22 protein-coding genes are annotated in these 22,324 nt (G+C 60.6%); 14 read left to right on the top strand and 8 right to left on the bottom strand.

The genetic code is table 11. The annotated features are described in order from the left end of the window. Positions 1–146: 146 nt before the first annotated feature. The gene (locus D109_RS0111410; protein WP_017477000.1) at positions 147–710 is read right to left on the bottom strand and encodes a helix-turn-helix domain-containing protein; all 564 of its coding nucleotides are present in this window, start codon (positions 708–710) and stop codon (positions 147–149) included. Between the two features lie 92 nt (positions 711–802). Between D109_RS0111410 and D109_RS0111405 the strand changes: the two genes are divergently transcribed. The 9 genes from D109_RS0111405 (at position 803) to D109_RS0111365 (ending at position 9,515) form a co-directional block, all read left to right on the top strand. After that, positions 803–1,723: a DMT family transporter gene (locus tag D109_RS0111405; RefSeq protein ID WP_017476999.1), complete on the top strand. Its 921-nt coding sequence runs from the start codon at positions 803–805 to the stop codon at positions 1,721–1,723. Between the two features lie 138 nt (positions 1,724–1,861). After that, positions 1,862–4,783: a monovalent cation/H+ antiporter subunit A gene (locus tag D109_RS0111400; protein WP_017476998.1), complete on the top strand. Its 2,922-nt coding sequence runs from the start codon at positions 1,862–1,864 to the stop codon at positions 4,781–4,783. Next, on the top strand, positions 4,783–5,127 hold the full coding sequence (locus tag D109_RS0111395; protein WP_003192163.1) for a Na+/H+ antiporter subunit C: 345 nt from the start codon (positions 4,783–4,785) through the stop codon (positions 5,125–5,127). Before D109_RS0111400 ends, D109_RS0111395 begins: the two co-directional genes overlap by 1 nt. Continuing rightward, positions 5,124–6,806 (top strand): monovalent cation/H+ antiporter subunit D, encoded by a 1,683-nt coding sequence (locus D109_RS0111390; protein WP_026077897.1) that lies wholly within the window; start codon positions 5,124–5,126, stop codon positions 6,804–6,806. The genes D109_RS0111395 and D109_RS0111390 overlap by 4 nt, the downstream gene beginning before the upstream one ends. Continuing rightward, positions 6,803–7,291: a Na+/H+ antiporter subunit E gene (locus tag D109_RS0111385; RefSeq protein ID WP_017476996.1), complete on the top strand. Its 489-nt coding sequence runs from the start codon at positions 6,803–6,805 to the stop codon at positions 7,289–7,291. Before D109_RS0111390 ends, D109_RS0111385 begins: the two co-directional genes overlap by 4 nt. Next, on the top strand, positions 7,288–7,566 hold the full coding sequence (locus tag D109_RS0111380) for a K+/H+ antiporter subunit F (RefSeq protein WP_005789171.1): 279 nt from the start codon (positions 7,288–7,290) through the stop codon (positions 7,564–7,566). Before D109_RS0111385 ends, D109_RS0111380 begins: the two co-directional genes overlap by 4 nt. Beyond that, positions 7,563–7,931, top strand: a complete 369-nt coding sequence (locus tag D109_RS0111375; protein WP_017476995.1) for a Na+/H+ antiporter subunit G — start codon at positions 7,563–7,565, stop codon at positions 7,929–7,931. Before D109_RS0111380 ends, D109_RS0111375 begins: the two co-directional genes overlap by 4 nt. A 217-nt stretch (positions 7,932–8,148) precedes the next feature. Beyond that, positions 8,149–8,901, top strand: coding sequence for a 3-oxoacyl-ACP reductase family protein (locus tag D109_RS0111370; RefSeq protein WP_017476994.1), 753 nt, complete (start codon positions 8,149–8,151; stop codon positions 8,899–8,901). A gap of 26 nt (positions 8,902–8,927) precedes the next feature. Beyond that, entirely contained in the window at positions 8,928–9,515 is a 588-nt protein-coding gene (locus D109_RS0111365) for a TetR/AcrR family transcriptional regulator (protein ID WP_026077895.1), read from the top strand. An 8-nt stretch (positions 9,516–9,523) separates the two neighbouring features. Here D109_RS0111365 and lepB read toward each other — a convergent pair whose 3' ends face one another. Further along, entirely contained in the window at positions 9,524–10,192 is a 669-nt protein-coding gene (lepB, locus tag D109_RS0111360; protein ID WP_017476992.1) for a signal peptidase I, read from the bottom strand. Between the two features lie 162 nt (positions 10,193–10,354). Here lepB and D109_RS0111355 point away from each other — a divergent pair, with 162 nt between their 5' ends. The 3 genes from D109_RS0111355 to D109_RS0111345 all read left to right on the top strand — a co-directional run bounded on the left by D109_RS0111355 (position 10,355) and on the right by D109_RS0111345 (position 12,213). Next, positions 10,355–10,906: a dihydrofolate reductase family protein gene (locus D109_RS0111355; protein WP_017476991.1), complete on the top strand. Its 552-nt coding sequence runs from the start codon at positions 10,355–10,357 to the stop codon at positions 10,904–10,906. A gap of 412 nt (positions 10,907–11,318) precedes the next feature. After that, a complete protein-coding gene (locus D109_RS0111350; protein WP_017476990.1) occupies positions 11,319–11,807 on the top strand; it encodes an Hcp family type VI secretion system effector in 489 nt (162 codons plus the stop codon). A gap of 40 nt (positions 11,808–11,847) precedes the next feature. Further along, positions 11,848–12,213, top strand: coding sequence for a hypothetical protein (locus D109_RS0111345; RefSeq protein WP_256219489.1), 366 nt, complete (start codon positions 11,848–11,850; stop codon positions 12,211–12,213). Positions 12,214–12,717: 504 nt separating this feature from the next. Here D109_RS0111345 and cysS read toward each other — a convergent pair. Further along, entirely contained in the window at positions 12,718–14,106 is a 1,389-nt protein-coding gene (gene cysS, locus D109_RS0111335) for a cysteine--tRNA ligase (protein WP_008432427.1), read from the bottom strand. A 20-nt stretch (positions 14,107–14,126) separates the two neighbouring features. Continuing rightward, complete coding sequence (locus D109_RS0111330) at positions 14,127–15,827, bottom strand: glutamine--tRNA ligase/YqeY domain fusion protein (protein ID WP_017476988.1); 1,701 nt, start codon at positions 15,825–15,827, stop codon at positions 14,127–14,129. Between the two features lie 246 nt (positions 15,828–16,073). Between D109_RS0111330 and D109_RS0111325 the strand changes: the two genes are divergently transcribed. Together D109_RS0111325 and lpxH are read left to right on the top strand one after the other, a co-directional pair. Continuing rightward, the gene (locus D109_RS0111325; RefSeq protein WP_017476987.1) at positions 16,074–16,577 is read left to right on the top strand and encodes a peptidylprolyl isomerase; all 504 of its coding nucleotides are present in this window, start codon (positions 16,074–16,076) and stop codon (positions 16,575–16,577) included. After that, a complete protein-coding gene (gene lpxH / locus D109_RS0111320) occupies positions 16,574–17,323 on the top strand; it encodes a UDP-2,3-diacylglucosamine diphosphatase (protein WP_026077894.1) in 750 nt (249 codons plus the stop codon). The genes D109_RS0111325 and lpxH overlap by 4 nt, the downstream gene beginning before the upstream one ends. 168 nt (positions 17,324–17,491) lie before the next feature. On the opposite strand, the gene D109_RS0111315 is transcribed toward lpxH, so the two are convergent. From D109_RS0111315 to D109_RS0111300, 4 genes are read right to left on the bottom strand one after another with little or no spacing between them, the layout of a single operon-like run. Continuing rightward, positions 17,492–19,021: a DHA2 family efflux MFS transporter permease subunit gene (locus tag D109_RS0111315; protein ID WP_017476985.1), complete on the bottom strand. Its 1,530-nt coding sequence runs from the start codon at positions 19,019–19,021 to the stop codon at positions 17,492–17,494. Continuing rightward, positions 19,021–20,238 (bottom strand): efflux RND transporter periplasmic adaptor subunit, encoded by a 1,218-nt coding sequence (locus D109_RS0111310; RefSeq protein ID WP_017476984.1) that lies wholly within the window; start codon positions 20,236–20,238, stop codon positions 19,021–19,023. Before D109_RS0111310 ends, D109_RS0111315 begins: the two co-directional genes overlap by 1 nt. 15 nt (positions 20,239–20,253) lie before the next feature. Continuing rightward, positions 20,254–21,717: an efflux transporter outer membrane subunit gene (locus tag D109_RS0111305; protein ID WP_017476983.1), complete on the bottom strand. Its 1,464-nt coding sequence runs from the start codon at positions 21,715–21,717 to the stop codon at positions 20,254–20,256. Beyond that, positions 21,714–22,187, bottom strand: a complete 474-nt coding sequence (locus D109_RS0111300; RefSeq protein WP_003211792.1) for a MarR family winged helix-turn-helix transcriptional regulator — start codon at positions 22,185–22,187, stop codon at positions 21,714–21,716. The genes D109_RS0111305 and D109_RS0111300 overlap by 4 nt, the downstream gene beginning before the upstream one ends. Positions 22,188–22,324 lie beyond the last annotated feature (137 nt).

The following is a 22,324-nucleotide window of genomic DNA, read 5'->3' as shown; positions in this document are numbered from 1 at the left end:
TCCAGGCTCCAGAGAGATACTGGGGCAATTGCAGGAGTCGTGCCTGAATCTAATGCTCAATAAAATCAGGGGGTTGCTTGTAAAACGGGGAAGTCGTCAGCGGTTCAAACCAGCAAAGTGTCCAACCACTGTTGCGCTGCCAACAGTTAGATCACCACGTTGCGCACAAACCGCACCGCCACGTCGCCGTCATTGCGATAGGCGTGAAGCTGGCGGCTGGCGAACATCAGAAACTCACCGGTGGCGACGTGTTTTTCCTCGTCACCCAGCACCAGCGTCAGCGTGCCTTCGAACACAAACAACTGCACGCTCCAGCCCTCGGGGTCCGGCTCGGGCATGTAGCGATCACCGGGCTCCAGGCGCATCTCCCATAGTTCCACCTCGCGGCGAGCAGTGGCTTTGGCCAGCAGCACGGCTTTACTGCCGGGGATCTCGCCGGCCCAGGCCAGTTCGTTGATGCGGCTGTGATCGCCAGCATCCGGGGCCTGGATCAGGTCGCTGAAGGCCACGTCCAGGGCTTCGGCCACCCGGTCGAGGGTCGACAGGCTGACGTTCTTCTCCCCCGCCTCGATCGCCACCAGCATGCGCCGGCTGACGCCGGACTTTTCGGACAACGCCGTCTGGCTCAACTCTGCTGCATGGCGCAGGCGTCGAACGTTCTGGCTGACGTGTTGCAGGACCGAGGCCCGTTGCGGATTTTCTTTGTGCACTATATTGCTCACAGGGTGGGGTTGCGCAGTATACTGCCCAGCTTGCGGCGCATTGTGCGGTCCGCGCCCTTCCTGTGCAAGACCGAGCCGTCATGACCACCTCCCCGTTGTTTTCCCGTTTCAGCAAAGCCGAATGTGTATTGGTAGTGATCACCATGTTTTGGGGCGGCACCTTTTTGCTGGTGCAGCACGCCATGGCCGTGAGCGGCCCGATGTTTTTTGTCGGCCTGCGGTTTGCGGCGGCGGCTGTGATCGTCGGGGCGTTTTCATTGCGCAGCCTGCGAGGCCTGACGCTGTTTGAGTTGAAGGCCGGGTGCTTTATTGGTGTGGCGATCATGTTTGGCTACGGTTTGCAGACCATTGGCTTGCAGACAATCCTGAGCAGCCAGTCGGCATTTATTACTGCGCTGTATGTGCCGTTTGTGCCGCTGCTGCAATGGCTGGTGCTGGGACGGCGACCGGGGTTGATGCCGAGCATCGGCATCATGCTGGCGTTTACCGGGTTGATGCTGTTGACCGGCCCGGCGGGCGCGTCGCTGAATTTCAGTCCCGGTGAAATCGCCACGTTGATCGGTGCGGTGGCGATTGCTGCCGAGATCATCCTGATCAGCGCCTTTGCCGGGCAGGTGGATGTGCGCCGGGTGACGGTGGTGCAACTGGCCACGGCCTCAGTGCTGTCGTTCCTGATGGTGGTGCCGATGGGCGAGGCGCTGCCGGAGTTTTCCTGGTTGCTGCTGTTCAGCGCGGTGGGCCTGGGGCTGACCAGCGCGGTGATCCAGGTGGCGATGAACTGGGCGCAGAAAAGCGTCTCGCCGACTCGCGCCACGCTGATTTATGCCGGGGAGCCGGTGTGGGCCGGCGTGGTCGGGCGGATTGCCGGGGAGCGCTTCCCGCCGATTGCCATGGTGGGCGCGGCGTTGATTGTGGCGGCGGTGATTGTCAGCGAAATGAAAACCCGGGGGCAAAAGGCACTTGAGGCACAGGATGAGTTGGAACAGGAAACTCAAGGCTAGGGTTTGCGGCTGACCCACTGAAACAATGCCAAACAGCCTTTTTCAGCCTACCTTGTAGGATCCTGCCACATCTTGCCGTTTGGTGATCAAGATTCCGGCACGTATGATGCATCCCAAACTCCCGCAGATTAGAAGCCTATGTCCCTGATAGTTCTACTGCTTCTGCCCTTTATCGGCAGCTGTCTCGCGGCCTTGCTGCCGCACAACGCACGTAATACAGAGTCCCTGCTGGCCGGCCTCGTCGCCCTGGTGGGGACGGTTCAAGTCGCCCTGCTCTACCCCCAGATCGCCCACGGTGGCGTGATCCGTGAAGAATTCATGTGGTTGCCCAGCCTCGGGCTGAACTTCGTATTGCGCATGGACGGTTTTGCCTGGTTGTTCTCGATGCTGGTGCTGGGCATCGGGACCCTGGTGTCGCTGTACGCCCGTTATTACATGTCGCCGGAAGACCCGGTGCCGCGCTTCTTCGCGTTTTTCCTGGCCTTTATGGGCGCCATGCTTGGCCTGGTGATTTCCGGCAACCTGATCCAGATCGTGTTCTTCTGGGAACTCACCAGCCTGTTCTCGTTCCTGCTGATCGGCTACTGGCACCACCGCGCCGATGCCCGGCGTGGCGCCTATATGGCGCTGATGGTCACCGGCGCAGGCGGCTTGTGCCTACTGGCGGGGGTGATGTTGCTCGGGCATATCGTCGGCAGCTACGACCTGGACCAGGTCCTGGCTGCCGGTGATCAGATCCGTGCCCATTCGCTGTACCCGATCATGCTCGCCCTGGTGCTGATCGGCGCCCTGAGCAAAAGCGCGCAGTTCCCCTTCCACTTCTGGCTGCCCCACGCCATGGCTGCACCGACGCCGGTGTCGGCCTACCTGCACTCGGCAACGATGGTGAAGGCCGGCGTGTTCCTGCTGGCCCGCCTGTGGCCGTCGCTGTCCGGCAGCGAAGAATGGTTCTGGATTGTCGGCGGTGCCGGCGCCATTACCCTGCTGCTCGGCGCTTATTGCGCCATGTTCCAGAACGATCTCAAGGGCCTTTTGGCCTACTCCACCATCAGCCACCTCGGGCTGATCACCTTGCTGCTGGGCCTCAACAGCCCGCTGGCCGCCGTCGCCGCGGTGTTCCATATCCTCAACCACGCCACCTTCAAGGCGTCGCTGTTCATGGCGGCGGGGATCATCGACCACGAAAGCGGCACCCGTGACATCCGCAAGCTCAGCGGCCTGTTCAAGCTGATTCCGTTTACCGCCACCCTGGCGATGGTCGCCAGTGCGTCCATGGCCGGCGTGCCGCTGCTCAACGGCTTCCTGTCCAAGGAAATGTTCTTCGCCGAGACGGTGTTCATCTCCGCCACCGCCTGGGTGGAAATTGCCCTGCCGGTCATCGCGACCATCGCCGGTACCTTCAGCGTGGCCTATGCCCTGCGGTTTACGGTGGATGTGTTCTTCGGCCCCAAGGCCACCAACCTGCCCCACACTCCGCACGAGCCACCACGCTGGATGCGCGCGCCGGTGGAGTTGCTGGTGTTTACCTGCCTGCTGGTGGGGATTTTCCCGGCCCAGGTGGTGGGATCGATCCTCGCGGCAGCCGCCCTGCCGGTGGTCGGCGGCGAGTTGCCGGAATACAGCCTCGCCATCTGGCACGGCTGGAACGCACCGATGATCATGAGCCTGGTGGCCATGTCCGGCGGCGTGGTGCTCTACCTGCTGCTGCGCAAACAACTCAAGCTGGGGCGCTTCAAATACCCGCCGATCATCAGCTACTTCAATGGCAAGCGCGGCTTCGAGCGCTGCCTGGTGGTGATGATGCGCGGGGTGCGCAAGATCGAAAAACGCATCAGCACCAAACGCCTGCAAACCCAGCTGTTCCTGCTGGTGCTGGCGGCGGTGATCGCCGGGTTGATCCCGATGCTCTACAGCGGCATCAGTTGGGGCGACCGGCCGAAGATCCCGGGTTCCATCGTGTTCGTCACCCTCTGGTTGCTGGCGATCGCCTGTGCCCTGGGCGCCGCCTGGCAAGCCAAGTATCACCGGCTGGCGGCCCTGACCATGGTCAGCGTGTGCGGGATGGTCACCTGCGTGACCTTCGTCTGGTTCTCGGCGCCAGACCTGGCGCTGACCCAACTGGTGGTGGAAGTGGTCACCACGGTGCTGATCCTGCTGGGCCTGCGCTGGCTGCCACGGCGGATCGAAGAAGTCTCACCACTGCCGAGTTCGTTGCGCAAGGCACGCATCCGCCGCCTGCGGGACTTCCTCCTGTCTACCGTGGTCGGTGGCGGCATGGCGCTGCTCTCCTACGCGATGCTGACCCGCCAGACCCCCAACGATATCTCGTCGTTCTACCTCAGCCGCGCCCTGCCTGAAGGCGGTGGCAGCAATGTGGTGAACGTGATGCTGGTGGATTTCCGGGGCTTCGACACCCTGGGCGAAATCACCGTGCTCGGCGCCGTGGCGCTGACTGTCTACGCCCTGTTGCGTCGCTTCCGGCCTTCGAAAGAAAGCATGGAATTGCCCGCGCAACAGCGCCAACTGGCACCCGACGTGGCCACCGACCTGATCAACCCGCGCCAGGCCAGCGACACCGCCCTGGGCTTCATGATGGTGCCGGCCGTGCTGGTGCGGCTGCTGCTGCCGATTGCCCTGATTGTCTCGTTCTACCTGTTCATGCGTGGCCACAACCAACCGGGCGGCGGATTTGTCGCCGGGCTGGTGATGTCCGTCGCGTTCATCCTGCAATACATGGTCGCCGGTACCCAGTGGGTCGAAGCGCAGATGAGCCTGCGGCCGATGCGCTGGATGGGCTTTGGCTTGTTGTCGGCGACCCTCACCGGGCTTGGCGCACTGCTCGCCGGTTATCCGTTCCTCACCACCCATACCTGGCACTTCAGCCTGCCCCTGCTGGGGGATATCCACGTCGCCAGCGCACTGTTCTTCGACGTCGGCGTGTACGCCATGGTGGTCGGCTCGACCTTGCTGATGCTCACCGCCCTGGGCCACCAATCGGTGCGTGCCCATAAACCCAGCAACCAGGCGAAAGCCGTTGCCAGCCAAGGAGGAGCCGCCTGATGGAAGAAGTCATCGCAATTGCCATTGGGGTCCTGGCGGCCTCCGGCGTCTGGCTGATCCTGCGACCACGGACGTTCCAGGTGGTGATGGGCCTGTGTCTGCTGTCCTACGGGGTCAACCTGTTCATCTTCAGCATGGGCAGCCTGTTTATCGGCAAGGAGCCGATCATCAAGGACGGCGTGCCGCAAGACTTGCTCAACTACACCGACCCGCTGCCCCAGGCCCTGGTGCTGACGGCGATCGTGATCAGCTTCGCCATGACTGCGCTGTTCCTGGTGGTGCTGCTGGCGTCCCGGGGCCTGACCGGCACTGACCATGTAGACGGCCGGGAGCCCAAGGAATGACCTGGATGAATCAACTGATCATCGCGCCGATCCTGCTGCCGTTGCTGACCGCCGCGCTGATGCTGATGCTCGGCGAGAAGCACCGTCCGCTCAAGGCGCGGATCAATCTGTTCTCCAGCATGGTCGGCCTCGGCATCGCCGTGCTGTTGCTGTACTGGACCCAAAAAGGCGGCCCCGGCTCCATCGGCGTGTACCTGCCGGGCAACTGGCAAGTGCCATTCGGCATCGTGCTGGTGGTGGACCAACTGTCGGCCATGATGCTGGTGCTCACCGGGATCATCGGCGTCAGCGCCCTGCTGTTCGCCATGGCCCGTTGGGACCGGGCCGGCACCAGTTTCCATGCGTTGTTCCAGATTCAGTTGATGGGCCTGTATGGCGCCTTCCTGACCGCCGACCTGTTCAACCTGTTCGTGTTTTTCGAGGTGCTGCTGGCGGCCTCCTACGGCCTGATGCTTCACGGCTCCGGCCGGGCGCGGGTGTCGGCGGGGCTACATTACATCTCCATCAACCTGCTGGCCTCGACCTTGTTCCTGATTGGCGCGGCGCTGATCTATGGCGTCACCGGCACCCTGAACTTTGCCGACCTGGCACTGAAAATCCCCCTGGTGCCGGAGGCCGATCGCGGCCTGCTGCACGCCGGTGCGGGCATCCTCGCCGTCGCCTTCCTGGCCAAGGCCGGCATGTGGCCGCTGAACTTCTGGCTGGCGCCCGCCTACTCCTCGGCCAGTGCGCCGGTGGCGGCGATGTTTGCGATCATGACCAAGGTCGGCGTGTACACCGTACTGCGCCTGTGGAACCTGCTGTTCTCCGGCCAGGCAGGGGCTTCGGCGCTGTTTGGCGGCGACTGGCTGATCTACGGCGGCATGGCGACCATCGTCTGCGCGGCACTGGCGATGATTGCCGCGCAACGCCTGGAACGCATGGCCAGCCTGAGCATTCTGGTGTCCGCCGGGATCCTGCTGTCGGCAGTGGGTTTTGCCCAGCCAAGCCTGACCGCCGGGGCGCTGTTTTACCTGGTCAGTTCCACCCTGGCGCTGAGCGCGCTGTTCCTGCTGGCCGAATTGATCGAGCGTTCGCGCTCCGCCAACGACATGCCCCTGGACGACGAAATCGAAGCCCTGCCCAAGGCCATGGAATCCCTGCATCCACCGCCCGGCACCAACCTCGACGATGAACAGAAAGCCGTCGTCGGCCAAGTGATTCCCTGGACCGTAGCGTTCCTCGGCCTGAGCTTTATCGCCTGTGCCCTGCTGATCATCGGCATGCCGCCGCTGTCCGGGTTTATCGGCAAACTCAGCTTGCTCAGCGCGTTGATCAACCCGATGGGCCTGGGTCATGCCATCGACCAACCCGTGCGTCCGGCGGCGTGGGGCCTGGTGGCACTGTTGATCTTCTCCGGCCTGGCCTCGCTGATCGCCTTCGCCCGCCTCGGCATCCAGCGCTTCTGGACCCCGGAAGAGCGTCCGTCGCCACTGCTGCGCCGCTTCGAGTGCGTGCCGATTTTCTTCCTGCTGGGCCTGAGTATCGCCCTGGCGTTCAAGGCCGAGCCGCTGATGCGCTACACCCAGGCCGCTGCCGAAAGCCTGAACAACCCGGAACATTATGTGATGGCGGTCATGGCGACGCGCCCGGTGCCGAGCCCTGAAGCCAAGGCCGCCGCCCTGGAGGTGCAGCCATGAAGCGCCTGTTCCCTGCCCCGTGGCTATCGTTGGCGCTGTGGTTGTTGTGGCTGGTGTTGAACCTGTCCGTCAGCCCCGGCAACCTGCTGCTGGGGGCGATCCTCGGCTTTGCGGCACCATGGATGATGGCGCCGTTGCGCCCGCTGCCGATCCGCATCCGCCGCCCAGGGGTGATCATCCGCCTGTTTTTCCTGGTGGGGCGTGACGTGATCATCTCCAACCTCGCCGTGGCCTGGGGCATCCTGACCTGCGGCTCGCGCCCACCACGTTCGCGCTTTATTAAAATCCCTCTGGACCTGCGGGATGCCAACGGCCTGGCCGTGCTGGCGATGATCACCAGCGTGACGCCGGGCACCGTGTGGTCGGAACTGGCCCTGGACCGCAGCATCCTGCTGATCCACGTGTTCGACCTGGATGACGAAGCGCAGTTTATCGAGCACTTCAAACACGCCTACGAACGGCCCCTGATGGAGATCTTCGAATGAGCGCCCTGCTCTCCAATGCGATCCTGTTCAGCCTGTTCCTGTTTTCCCTGGCCATGGTGCTGACGTTGATTCGCCTGTTCAAAGGCCCATCGGCCCAGGACCGGGTCCTGGCGCTGGATTACCTGTACATCCTGGCCATGCTGATGATGCTGGTGCTGGGCATTCGGTATGCCAGTGACACCTATTTTGAAGCGGCGCTGTTGATTGCGCTGTTTGGGTTTGTGGGGTCGTTTGCCCTGGCGAAATTCCTGCTGCGTGGGGAGGTGATCGAATGATCAATGTGGGTGTGTTGCCGCTGTGGGTTGAAGTGATCGTCGCGGTTTTATTGGTGCTTAGCAGCCTGTTTGCGCTGATTGGGGCGATTGGGTTGTTGCGGATGAAGGACTTCTTCCAGCGCATGCACCCACCCGCACTGGCCTCGACGCTGGGGGCGTGGTGTGTGGCGTTGGCCTCGATCATCTACTTTTCGGTGCTCAAGTCCGGGCCGGTGTTGCACGGTTGGTTGATCCCGATTCTGCTATCGATCACGGTGCCGGTGACCACGTTGTTGCTGGCACGCACCGCGTTGTTCCGCAAGCGCATGGCCGGGGATGATGTGCCGGCTGAAGTCAGTAGCCGTCGCACTGACAGCGGCAGTTGATCCCCGCAGGCGCCTCAGTAACGCAGGTGCTCTCCGGTGTCAGCTTCTTTGACGGCGATTCTGCCCGAAGGAATGCAGGCGCTGGAGAATGCCGCGCGGTTTCTTGAGCAGGCAATGGCCATTAAAGATTAATTAATCCAAAAATAGCTTGGCGCGCTTTCCTGGGCCTGATACGGTTTAGTGGATTATTTAATCCACTAAACTCAGGCGCTCTTCCATGACTACTCCCATCCCTCGTTTCAGCAACAAGGTCGCCCTGGTCACCGGCGGTTCCCGCGGTATTGGCGAAGCCGTCGTGCGTCGTCTGGCCGCCGAAGGCGCAGCGGTTGCGTTCACCTATGCGTCGTCCTCAGACAAGGCGCTGGCACTGGTCAGCCAGATCGAAAGCGATGGCGGCAAAGCGCTGACGATCCAGGCCGACAGCGCTGATGTCGTCGCGATCGAGCGGGCGGTTTCCACCACCGTTGAACGGTTTGGCGCGTTGAATATTCTGGTCAACAACGCTGGCATCCTGCAGCTGGGCAGCGTCGACGCGTTCAGCCTGGAAGACTTTGACAGGATGTTTGCGGTCAACGTCCGCGCCACGTTCGCCGCCGCCAAGGCGTGTTCGCCGGTGATGCAGGCCGGTGACCGGATCATCAGCGTTGGCAGCGTAGTCGCCCAGCGTTCGGGCTTCCCGGGCTCCAGCGTCTACAGCATGACGAAGTCGGCGATCGCCGGTATGATCCGCGGCCTGGCCATTGATTTCGCCCCGCGCGGCATCACCGTCAACAACGTGCAGCCAGGCCCGACCAGCACCGATATGAATCCGGCGGACGCCCCCCACGCGGGCATGATCAAAAGCTTGATCCCCTTGGGCCGTGTAGGCACCGCCGACGAAGTTGCCGGTATGGTGGCTTACCTCGCGTCCGAAGAAGCCGCTTTTGTCACCGGCGCCAGCCTGACCATCGACGGTGGTTACCTGGCCTGACCCATCACCCGCAACCGAGGTACCCCATGGCAAGACCCAGAGCATTCGACCGCGACCAGGTGCTGCGCGAGGCCATCAGAGTTTTCTGCGACAAGGGTTTTGCCGCGGCCTCAACGGAAGAATTGATGCAGGCCATGGGGCTGAGTCGCCAGAGCATGTACAACACCTTTGGCGACAAACGTCAGTTGTACCTGCTGGCGATGGCCGAGTATCAGCGCACCGGCGTCGACGACTTGATCGAACGCCTGAACCAGGGCCCGACACCGCTGCAGGCACTGCAGGACACCCTGCAATCCTTCGCCACCCGCGCCCTGCGGGAAGGAACGGCGGGTTGCATGGGGGTCAATGCCATCTGCGAGTTCGGCGTGGGTGATGAAGAAATCAATCAACTCACCGCCCACAGCGCCGACCGCTTGCGCAATGCGTTCGAACAGACGCTGGAGCGTGCGCAGGAACAAGGCGAATTGGCCGTCGGCACCGATCTATCCGGCGCGTGTGATTTTCTGATGGCCACCCTCAGCGGTATGAAAGTCGCCAGCAAGGGCGGCGCAACGGTTGAGCAACTGGAGCGCATTGCGGGGTTTGCACTGCGGGCGCTCAGCGCAAAAGCGTGATCAGCCCACTAGAGTATCGGCGCGCCAAATCGATCCAATCGTGGCATCCAATGGTCCAGAATCTGCGCTGACGCCAGGATATGGTGCGCATGACCGATCAACAGCCGACGCGGCACGAACCCGATATAGCGGGAGTCATCGCTGTTGTCGCGATTGTCGCCCAACATGAAGTAATTGTCGGCCGGCACCACCACCGGACCGAAATCGCGTAACGCCCGTACCGTCGGCATGAACTGAATCGTGCGCTGGCTGTTGTTCGCACGCTCGGTCAGCTTGATCCCCGGGACCGTGTGGCCCGGAGCGATGGGCTCGCTGATGTCCTGCCCATTACTGTAGGTGGCCGGCGTACCGTTGACCCACAGCACTTCGTCGCGCATTTCCAGGGTATCGCCGGGGATGCCGACGATGCGTTTGATCAAACGAATGCCGTCCTTGGGTGATGAGAACGTGACGACATCGCCGCGCTGGGGGTTATCCAGCTTGGCCAGGGAAATATCGGTGAGGGGCAATTTGAGGTCATACGCCACCCGATTGACCAGCACCACATCACCTTCAAGCAACGTCGGGCGCATGGAGCCGGATGGAATGGGGTTCCAATCGGCCAGGGACGTACGGAAAACGCCGAAGCACAGCCAGAAAATGATCGCGTAACGGTAGCGGATTAACCAACGGCGCATAGATCCTCACAATACGAAAAGGGCCACCGGTCTGCGCCGGGCACCCCACGGTGATTTTTGGCAATGCTCGCTTATTGCACCGGAAGATTAAATTAACATTAGCGTTGCCGGCCCAAGACAGTCGGTATTTTCAAGCGCACAGAAAAAGGAGTTTCACGCCCCATGGATATCAAATGTTCGGTGTTTATCGCAGCCAGCGTCGACGGTTTTATTGCCCGGCCAGACGGTGATATCGAGTGGCTTCATCGGCCTGAGTACGAAGGGGCCGAATTGAACGGCGTGACCTATGAACACTTCATCGCCACCGTAGACGCGCTGGTGATGGGCCGCAAGACCCTGGAAAAAGTGTTGTCCTTTCCGGAGTGGCCCTATGAGGGTTTGCCGGTCATAGCACTCTCTCATCAATCGGTTGAGCTACCTGCGGAGTTGAAGGGCAAGGTTGAGGTGGTGAGCCAGGATGTCACCCGCCTCGTGGCAGCGTTGGCCGAGCGCGGGATGAAACACCTTTATATCGACGGAGGCCAGACTATTCAGCAGTTTCTTGAGGCGGGTTTGATCGACGAGATGATCATCACGCGTATTCCGGTTGTGCTGGGTCAGGGGATCCCCTTGTTCAGCCAGTTGGGTGGCGAGCATGGGCTTCGGCATATCGGCACGTATGCGTCGGATAATGGGTTTGTTCAAAGCCGGTATGAGGTCAGTGGCAAGCGCTGATGCTCGCGGGCCAACACCCGGAAATTTCTGAAAGCTTTTTCGGGTTGTCGCTCAGAAGATGGCTCCCTGCTCTTCGGTGGTCGCTGCAAATTCAGCGACCGGGTTTCGCAGCCCGGTTAAACTCTAGACGCACAGCGTCCATCACAAGATAGCGGGCGCTTTTTTATGCCTGATGTTATGGCGGCTGTGCGCGGGATACCTTCGGGTATGCCGGGTGACTAGAGTCCCGGTCTGCGAACCTGCGTACAGGTGCCACCCGATTGTCGTTTCGCAGCGTTAGATTTCAACTAGACCTGCCCCGCCACAAAAGAAAAATCCTATATATTGCTCACACACTTCAAAGAGAATCCTCCGATATTTCCTATTTGCCTTTTTTTGTATTCTGAAAATCAATAGATCAGGATGCTTCTTTATGGCTAACCACGGTTACATGACGATCAACGGAAAAACCCAGGGTCTTATTTCCGCAGGCTGTTCGACACAAGACTCTATCGGTAACAAATGCCAGGAAGGGCATCGCGACGAAATAATGGTGATGTCCTATAACCACAACATGCTCAATGAAGGGAATGTCAGAGCTGCCACTCACGGGCCAGTGGTCATTACAAAAAACGTCGATAAAGCTTCACCTCTGTTGGCGATGGCACTTTCCAGAAGAGAAGAGCTTAACTGCATCATCCATTTCTACCGTATTTCTCAGTTTGGCCAACACCAGAAGTACTACACCGTCGACCTACGGGGTTGCATCATCGCGGACCTTTCCCTTGATGTGCCCCACGCAGTACTGATGCACGATATAGATGCACAAGAGCATCTCTCCATCCGATATCGGGAAATCATCTGGACTCACCACCTGGCCGGTACCAGTGGCTACAGTTCATGGCCCGAGACCGATCTATGAAACTGGATAAAGAACCATCAACCCCAACGTTTCATGATCTGTGGGAAGTCAATCAAGCCGCAGCGAAGCTGACGAATCACGATTGATTATTTTAGCTTTCTTGATTTTTTCGGTATTGGGCGTTCTATTTGCCTACAGTCTCAAAGTGATCCTTTCCAGCAAAAATATTGGTTATACCAAGCTCCTGCTAGGCCTTGGGGTGAACATGCTTTTTATCAGCGTGCACATGGACATCGTTAAATTTGATAATTTCTTGTACTTCGGGCATCACCCGGAAATCATTAATAATTACGAGTCAATTGGTTGGCTCGCATTTATCTGTCTTTTCCTGCATGCGTTAGCACTTCCCGTCAAACGTGACTTGAAGTGGTGGTGGCAGCGCTTACCCAGAGGTTCCCAAAGATGATCACCTGGACGTTTGATTGCCCCCACGCTCTACGTAGGAATGCATACCGTGAGGCCCCGCATCAACTCGTGCAGAACCTCAACCTCGCACAGACGGCGGGACGCAGAGCGTCCGGGGCGACATTCCCACGCGGAGCGTGGGAACAATAGATCAACAGCACAGCGGCCTACCGCCCGGCTTGAGTGTGGTGAAGCAACAGCAAAATCAGAAGCGGGCACGGTTTAAATGTGGGAGCGGGCTTGCTCGCGAAGGTCGTTAACGATGACGTGGGCGTCCTGATTCAACGCGGCGCACTCATGTTCTTCGCGAGCAAGCCCGCTCCCACATTAAGCAGCTCTGCGTTTGATCTTGAGATGGCTTGCTCGCCCCTTGATGTGTCAACCATGTCCCCGCACAGGTGCCCCGTCCAAGACATGCTGTAAGAATCGCCACCCGAATGACGGATAGATAGGCCAAAAAAACGCCCCGAACCAGTCGGGGCGTTTTTCATTCAGCATTCACTCATCAAGCCTGATCAGCCAACCGCCACGTCGTCCCGCCCTTCCCGTCTTCCAACACCACACCCATCGCGGTCAGTTGGTCACGGATCCGGTCAGACTCCGCCCAGTCCTTGTTGGCCCGGGCAGTCAAACGTGCCTGGATCAGCGCATCAACTTCAGCGGCATCCACACGCCCTTCAGCGCCCGCCTGCAGGAAGTCATCGGCTTCCATCTGCAATACGCCCAGCACGCTCGCCAGCTCTTTCAAACGTGCGGCAAGCCCAGCCGCTGCGTCGAGATCGCTCTCGCGCAGGCGGTTGATCTCGCGCACCATTTCAAACAGCACCGCGCAGGCTTCAGGCGTACCGAAGTCGTCGTTCATCACTTCGGTAAACCGTGCCACGAACGCTTCGCCGCCGGCAGGCGCCACAGAGGGGAGGCCTTTCAACGCGTGGTAGAAACGCTCCAGGGCGCCCTTGGCGTCCTTGAGGTTGTCTTCCGAGTAGTTGATCGCGCTGCGGTAGTGGCTCGACACCAACAGGTAGCGCACCACTTCCGGGTGGTACTTCTCCAGCACGTCGCGGATGGTGAAGAAGTTGTTCAAGGACTTGGACATCTTCTCGCCATTGATGCGAATCATGCCGCAGTGCATCCACGCGTTGGCGTAGGTCTTGCCGGTGGCCGCTTCGCTTTGGGCGATTTCGTTTTCGTGGTGCGGGAACTCAAGGTCGCTGCCGCCACCATGAATATCGAAGGTCTCGCCCAGGCAGCAGGTGGACATCACCGAGCATTCGATGTGCCAGCCCGGACGCCCGGCGCCCCATGGCGACTCCCAGCTCGGCTCGCCGGGCTTGGTGCCTTTCCACAGCACGAAGTCCAGCGGGTCTTGCTTGGCTTCGTCGACTTCGATCCGCGCACCGATGCGCAGGTCTTCGATTTTCTTGCGCGACAGCTTGCCGTAGCCCATGAACTTGGCGACGCGGTAGTACACGTCGCCATTGCCCGGGGCGTAGGCGTAACCCTTGTCGATCAGGGTCTGGATCATCGCGTGCATGCCCGGGATATGGTCCGTGGCGCGCGGCTCCATGTCCGGCTTAAGGATGTTGAGGCGCGCCTCGTCCTCGTGCATCGCCGCAATCATGCGCTCGGTCAGCGCGTCGAACGACTCGCCGTTTTCGTTGGCGCGGTTGATGATCTTGTCGTCGATGTCGGTGATGTTGCGCACATACGTCAGGTCATAACCGCTGAAACGCAACCAGCGGGTCACCAGGTCGAAGGCAACCATGCTGCGGCCGTGGCCGATGTGGCAGTAGTCGTACACGGTCATGCCGCACACGTACATGCGCACCTTGTTGCCATCCAGCGGCTTGAAGACTTCTTTGGTCTTGCTGAGTGTGTTGTAGATCGTTAGCACGACAGTTCCTTAAAACAGAATCACTGGCCCCACGAATCACGCAAGGTCACGGTACGGTTGAATACCGGAGCACCGGGTTTCGAGTCCTTGATATCCGCGCAGAAGTAACCTTCGCGCTCGAACTGGAAACGGTCTTCCGGCTGTGCGTCGCCAAGCGATGGCTCGGCACGACAACCTGTGAGCACTTGCAGCGAGTCAGGGTTGATGTTGTCCAGGAAACTGGCGCTGTCTTCGGCCTTCTCGGGGTTAGGCGAGCGGAACAGGCGATCGTACAGGCGCACTTCGCATTCGATGCTGGCCGCGGCCGGTACCCAGTGCACCACACCTTTGACCTTGCGGCCTTCCGGGTTCTTGCCCAGGGTTTCCGGGTCGTAGGAGCAACGCAGTTCGACGATGTTGCCATCGGCGTCCTTGATCGCTTCGTCGGCACGGATCACGTAGCTGCCGCGCAGGCGCACTTCGCCATTCGGCTCCAGGCGCTTGTAGCCTTTTGGCGGCTCTTCCATGAAGTCATCGCGGTCGATGTAGATTTCACGGGCGAACGGCAGCTTGCGCACGCCGAGTTCTTCTTTCTGCGGATGACGCGGCAGTTCGAGGTTTTCGACCTGGTCTTCCGGGTAGTTGGTGATCACGACTTTCAACGGACGCAGCACGCACATGGCGCGCGGGGCGTTCGCGTCGAGGTCCTGACGGATGCTGAACTCGAGCATGCCGTAGTCGACCACACCGTCGGAGCGGTTGGTGCCGACCATCTCGCAGAAATTGCGGATCGACGCCGGGGTGTAGCCACGACGGCGGAAGCCCGACAACGTCGACATGCGCGGGTCGTCCCAGCCGAACACGTGCTTTTCATCAACCAGTTGCTTGAGCTTGCGCTTGCTGGTGATGGTGTAGTTCAGGTTCAGGCGGCTGAACTCGTACTGACGCGGGTGCGCCGGTACCGGCAGGCTGTCGAGGAACCATTCGTACAGAGGACGGTGGCTTTCGAACTCCAGGGTGCAGATGGAGTGGGTGATGCCTTCGATGGCGTCCGACTGACCGTGGGTGAAGTCGTAGTTCGGGTAGATGCACCACTTGTCACCGGTCTGGTGGTGATGGGCGTGACGGATGCGGTACATGATCGGGTCGCGCAGGTTCATATTCGGCGAGGCCATGTCGATCTTGGCACGCAGTACACGGGCGCCGTCCGGGAACTCGCCGGCGCGCATGCGGTTGAACCAGTCCAGGTTCTCTTCCACCGAACGGTCGCGGAACGGGCTGTTCTTGCCCGGCTCGGTCAGGGTGCCACGGTATTCCTTGGCTTGCTCCGGGGTCAGGTCGTCAACGTAGGCCTTGCCGGCCTTGATCAGCTCGACGGCCCAGTCGAACAACTGGTCGAAATACTTGGAGGCATAGCGCACTTCACCGGACCATTCGAAGCCCAGCCACTTGATGTCGCTTTCGATGGCGTCGATGTATTCCTGGTCTTCCTTGGCCGGGTTGGTGTCGTCGAAACGCAGGTGCGTGACGCCACCGAACTCCTGGGCCAGGCCGAAGTTCACACAGATCGACTTGGCGTGGCCGATGTGCAGGTAACCGTTGGGCTCAGGCGGGAAGCGGGTGACGATCTGCGTGTGCTTGCCCGAATCCAGGTCCGCCTGGATGATCGGGCGCAGGAAATTGACCGGGACGGCAGGTCCGGCCTTGGAATTCGAGGTAGGGTCGACAGTGGGCTTGCTCATAGGATCCTTGAACAGACGAAGTACTTGGCCGGGTGAGGCCGACAAACAAAGGGCTTATCATAGCCGATGCCGTCAAGGCCCTGACAGAGCGTGGCCAAAAACTGCTGCATTTATTGCATGGGCGGTAAAAAACCACCTCGAAATTCCCGCAGGTCACGCTAAACTGCGCGCCTTGGCTGCCGTTTTTGCCAAGCAGGTAAGGCGCAAAACGCCCAAACCCACGAATTCCTTGAAAGAGTAGTGAACATGACTCAAGTCAAACTGACCACCAACCACGGTGACATCGTCATCGAGCTGAACGCCGAGAAAGCGCCGATCACCGTCGCCAACTTCATCGAGTACGTTAAAGCCGGCCACTACGAAAACACTGTTTTTCACCGTGTCATCGGCAACTTCATGGTCCAGGGCGGCGGTTTCGAGCCTGGCATGAAAGAAAAGAAAGACAAGCGTCCAAGCATCCAGAACGAAGCGGACAACGGCCTTTCCAACGACAAGTACACCGTCGCCATGGCCCGTACCATGGAGCCGCATTCGGCCTCCGCGCAGTTCTTCATCAACGTCGCCGACAACACCTTCCTGAACCACAGCGGCAAGAACGTGCAGGGCTGGGGCTACGCGGTATTCGGTAAAGTCACCGCAGGCACCGACGTTGTCGACAAGATCAAGGGTGTGCAAACCACCGGCAAGGCAGGTCACCAGGACGTTCCGGTAGAAGACGTTATCGTCGAGAAAGCCGAGATCGTTGAGTGATATTGCTGATTTCAGATTTGCATCTGGAAGAGGAGCGCCCGGACATAACCCGGGCGTTTCTGGATTTACTGAACGGCCGCGCCCGTTCCGCCCAGGCGTTGTACATTCTGGGGGACTTCTTCGAAGCCTGGATTGGCGACGACGGGATGACGCCCTTCCAGCGTTCGATTTGCAAGGCTCTGCGCGAGCTGAGCGACAGCGGCACCCAGATTTTCATCATGCACGGCAACCGGGATTTCCTGATCGGCAAGGCGTTCTGCAAAGCCGCAGGCGCAACCTTGCTCAAGGACCCGAGTGTGGTGCAGCTCGCAGGCGAGCCCGTGCTGTTGATGCACGGCGACAGCCTGTGTACCCGCGACCTTGGCTATATGAAGCTGCGGCGCATCCTGCGCAACCCCATCACCCTGTTCATCCTGCGCCACCTGCCCTTGGGCGCGCGGCACAAGCTGGCGCGCAAGCTGCGCAGCGAAAGCAGCGCCCAGGTGCGGATGAAGGCCAACGATATTGTCGATGTGACACCTGAGGAAGTGCCGAGGGTGATGCAGCAGTTCGGCGTGCGTACCTTGGTGCATGGCCACACCCACCGCCCGGCGATTCACAAATTGCAGATTGGCGAGCAAGCGGCCAAGCGCATTGTGCTGGGGGATTGGGACAAGCAAGGGTGGGCGTTGCAGGTGGATGAGCAAGGGTTTCAACTGGCGGCGTTTGACTTCGTCAACCCGCAGTTGGCACTGCCCGGCGCTTGACCCAGATCGTTCCCACGTTCTGTGTGGGAATGCATCCTGTGACGCTCTGCGTCACGACTTTCAAAAGCGGACGCAGAGCGTCCAAAGCGGCGTTCCCACGCAGAGCGTGGGAACGATCATCAAAGCGGCGTTCCCACGCGGAGCGTGGGAACGATCAGGGATTGAGGCTTAGTGGCCAGAAGCCTCCGGCCCGGCCTTCGCCGCAAACGGCGGTTTCGCCAGCCATACAATCACGATCAACGCCATGAACATCCACCCCAGCAACGTGAAGTAATCCACGGTGGACATCATGTACGCCTGGCTCGTCAGTATCTGATCAAGCTGCGCATACGCCTTTTGCCCTGCCCCGCCGAGCGCCTGCAAGGCATCCCGGGTGGCCGAGTCGTAGGTGGTCATGTTTTCGCTCATGTAGGCATGGTGCTGGTCCGCCCGGCGAATCCAGATCCAGGTGGTCAACGAGGCCGCAAAGCTGCCGCCCAGGGTCCGCAGGAAGGTCGCCAGGCCCGCGCCGTCGGCGATTTGCGCCGGTGGCAGGTCGGACATCAGGATGCTCAAGGTCGGCATGAAGAACAGCGCCACGCCGATACCCATGAACAACTGCACCAGGGCGATGTGGGTGAAGTCCACTTCATTGGTAAACCCGGCGCGCATGAAGCAACTCAAGCCAATCGCCAGGAACGCCAGCCCGGCCAGCAAACGCAGGTCGAACTTGTGCGCGTACTTGCCCACGAACGGCGACATCAACACCGGCAGAATCCCGATCGGCGCCACCGCCAGGCCCGCCCAGGTGGCGGTATAGCCCATCTGGGTTTGCAGCCATTGCGGCAGGATCAGGTTGATGCCGAAGAACCCGGCATACCCCAACACCAACACAATCGTGCCGATGCGGAAGTTGCGGTAGGCGAACAGCCGCAGGTTGACCACCGGGTGCTCGTCGGTCATTTCCCAGATCACGAACACCGCCAGGGCGATGGCCGAGATTACCGCGCCGATGATGATGAAGTTCGACTCAAACCAGTCCAGGTCGTTGCCCTTGTCGAGGATGATCTGCAAGGCGCCGACGCCGACGATCAGGCTGAGCAAGCCGACGTAGTCCATCGGTTGGTAGCTGGTGACCACCGGGCGTTTCTTCAGTTGCGAGCGCACCACCATCACCGCAAAGATGCCGATGGGGACGTTGATAAAGAAGATCCACGGCCAGCTGTAGCTGTCGGTAATCCAGCCGCCGAGGATCGGCCCGGCAATCGGCGCCACCACCGTGACCATCGCCAGCAACGCCAGGGCCATGCCGCGCCTGGCGGGGGGATAGACCGCGATGAGCAGCGTCTGGGTCATCGGGTACAGCGGGCCGGCAACCAGGCCTTGCAGCACCCGAAAGCCGATCAGCTCAGGCATCGAGGTGGAAATACCGCAGAGAAACGAGGCCAGCACAAACAGGATGGTGGCCCACAGAAACAGCTTCACCTCGCCGAAGCGACGGCTCAGCCAGCCGGTGAGCGGCAGCGCGATGGCGTTGCTCACGGCAAACGAGGTGATGACCCAGGTGCCCTGCTCCGAACTCACGCCGAGGTTGCCGGAAATCGTCGGCAACGCCACGTTGGCGATGGTGGTGTCGAGCACCTGCATAAAGGTCGCCAGGGACAAGCCGATGGTGGCCATCAGCAAGCTGGGCGGCGTGAACGAGGCGTTATTGCTCATTAGCGTTGCGCAGCCTTTGGAGCGGCGACGCTGTTGTCATGAATCAACTGGGTGATCATGGCGTCAGCTTCTGCCAGTTGGCGATCGTAGACGTTGGTGGTGAACGAAGCCTTTTGCGGCGCCTGCTGGGCCAGTACCGGGCCGCTCTGGTCGTGCAGGTCGACATTGACCACGGTGGACAAGCCCACCCGCAGTGGGTGCTTGGCCAACTCATCGGCGTTCACATGGATACGCACCGGTACCCGTTGCACGATCTTGATCCAGTTACCGGTGGCGTTCTGCGCCGGCAGCAAGGCAAACGCACTGCCGGTGCCTGCGCCGAGGCTGTCCACGGTGCCGCTGAACTTCACGTCGCTGCCGTAGATATCGGATTCGATATCCACCGGCTGGCCGATACGCATATTGCGCAGCTGGGTTTCCTTGAAGTTGGCATCGATCCACAGCTGATCCAGCGGGATCACGGCCATCAACGCGGTGCCCGGCTGGACCCGCTGGCCCAGTTGCACGGTACGTTTGGCCACATAACCGGTCACTGGTGCAATCAGGGTGCTGCGGGCGTTGGCCAGGTAAGCCTGGCGCAACTGTGCGGCGGCAGCCTGCACGTCCGGGTGGGACGAAATCACGGTGTCATCCACCAGGGCGCTGCTGGTCTTGAACTGTTGCTGCACGTTGGCCAAAGCGTTTTGCGCCGAGGTCAGGTCGTCACGGGCGTGGGACAGTTCTTCCTGGGAAATCGCCCCGCCAGCGGCGAGGTTCTTGCGTCGGTTGTAGTTGTCCTGGGCCTTTTGCACGTTGGCTTGTTGCGCCAGCACCTGGGCCTTCATGCCATCGACGTTGCTGTACAAGCCACGCACCTGGCGCACGGTGCGGGCCAGGTTGGCCTGGGCACTTTGCAGGCCGACGGCCGCGTCGTTGGGGTCGAAGTTGATCAGCACCTGGCCTTCATGGACCAGGTCACCGTCGTCGGCACCGATGCTCACCACAGTGCCGGTGACCAGCGGGGTAATTTCCACCACGTTGCCGTTGACGTAGGCGTCGTCGGTGCTTTCGCTGAAGCGGCCATACAGTTCGTACCAACCCCACACGCCCAGGACGCCGAGGATAACGATCAGCGCCAGCACAAACAGCATGACTTTGCGTTTGCGCGGGTTGCTGGTGTTGGGTTGTTCAGCCTTGTTTGTTTCGGGAGCGTTGTTGCTGGTTTCGGCAGTGGCCATGACAAGTACCTTGAATTATTCAGTGCGCGTGGCTGGGGTGGTCGAGGCCACGTTATCGGCGTGGAAACCGCCGCCCAGGGCCTGCATCAGTTGAATCGAAAGATCGATTTGCTCGGCATTCAGGGTGGCCAACTGACGTTGGGCCTGGAGTAATTGCTGTTCGATGCTGAGCACGTCCAGGTAATTACCGATGCCTGAGCTGTAACGCTGGACGCCGGTGTCGTAGGACTGCTGCGCAATGTCAGCAGCATGTTGCTGGGCCTGGATCTGCCGGCCGGTCTCGCGCAATTGCGAGAGGGTGTTGCCGATATCGCCCAAGGCTTGCACCAGGGTTTTGTTGTACTGGGCCACGGCCAGGTCGTAGTCGGCGTCGCGGGCATCGAGGTCGGCGCGCAAGCGCCCACCGTCGAAGATCGGCAGTGAAATGGTCGGTGCAATGCTGAAGAAACGGCTGGCCGAACCAAACATCGCATCCCCCAGCAACGACTCGGCCCCGGCGCTCGCGCTCAGGTTGAGGTTGGGATAGAAACGGGTCTTGCTGGCCGCGATGTTCTTGCTCGCCGCCTCCACTCGCCAGCGTGCGGCGATCAGGTCTGGACGACGGCCCACCAGCTCGGCTGGCAATACCGAAGGCACGGCAACCGCGCTGGGCTTGAGCACGTTGGGGCGTGCCAGTTCGCTGCCACGGTCCGGGCCTTTGCCGAGCAACACGGCGAGGGCGATCTTGGCGCTCTGCAGTTGTTTTTCCGCATCGATCAGTTGCGACTGGGAGCTGGCTTCCAGGCTCTCGGTTTGCTGGTACTGGTACTGGCTGTCGATCCCGGAGTTCAGGCGACGCTTGCCCAGGTCGAGCATTTGCCGGGTGCGCTTGAGGTCATCGTTAGCCAGGTCGCGCACGATATGGGCCTGGCCCAGGTCGCTGTAGGCCTTGGCGACGTTGGCCGCCAGGGTCAGCCGTGCGGCCTGTTGGTCGACTTCGGCGGCACGGGCCTGGCCCAGTGCGGCTTCCCAGGCGGCACGCTGACCACCCCACAGGTCGAAGTTGTAATTGAAGCTGGCGCCGATGTTGCGCACGGTGGCGTAAGTGCCGCCGATCCCTTGTGGGTCCTGGTCCTTGGCCAAGCGTGAGCGGCTGACCCCGGCGCTGGCATCCAGGGTTGGCATGCGGTCGGCGTCAGCGGCATAGGCTGCGGCTTCGGCCTGGTGGGCGCGGGCGCTGGCCACCTGCATGTCGGGGCTGTTCTGCAGGGCTTCCTGGATCAGGCCGTCGAGCTGTGGGTCGCCAAGGCCCTTCCACCAGTCGGCGGTGGGCCAGGCAGCGGTGGACAGGGTCACGCCGCTGAGGGATTTGCCGGTTTGCAGGTTATTGGCTTCGAGGCGTTTGCCTTCTGTGTCCAAGCCGCTGAAATTGGCACAACCGGCCATAGTCATGGCCACCAGCACAAGGCTGAGGCCGGCACGCAAGGAGCGATTGTTCATGCACTACCTACCCGCTGAATGGTGATGGGATCACCCGCAGCTATCAGAATTTTCTTCAGGATTTTTTCCAGGGTTTGCAATTCACCCGGCTCCAGCGCGCCTGCCAACTGGTTCAAGGCCTGGGCACCAATGTGCGGCAGCATGTCGGCCACGCGCTGGCCTTCCGCGGTCAGCACCAACTGCACCTGGCGCCGGTCCTGCTCGGAACGCTTGCGCGCCAGCAGGTCCTTTTGTTCCAGGCGGTCGAGCATGCGGGTCATGGAGCCGCTGTCCAACGACAGGTTGCGGCACAGCTCGGCCGGTGTGTCGACGCCGTACTGGGCCATGATGATCAACACCTTGAACTGCGCGGCGGTGATGCCGTGAGGTTCCATATGGGTGTCGATGATCTTGTCTTTAAGCAGCGCAGCCCGGCCCAGCAGCAAGCCGAGGTGGCAGTTATGAAAGTTTTCGGGGGTGAAGTGCTTCATCGAGACCAACCTATTAACTGCCTAAGCAGTGAATGTATGTCACGATGTTACTGCCTAGGCAGCGAATGTCAAACGAATAGTTAGGTTGCTTGCTAATTAGCCGATAAAGGGTGGGAGCCGGGCTCCCACCCTGAACC

The sequence above is a fragment of the Pseudomonas sp. PAMC 26793 genome, from assembly GCF_000313235.1.
Taxonomy (GTDB): domain Bacteria; phylum Pseudomonadota; class Gammaproteobacteria; order Pseudomonadales; family Pseudomonadaceae; genus Aquipseudomonas; species Aquipseudomonas yamanorum.
This window is presented reverse-complemented; position numbering and strand designations above follow the sequence as displayed.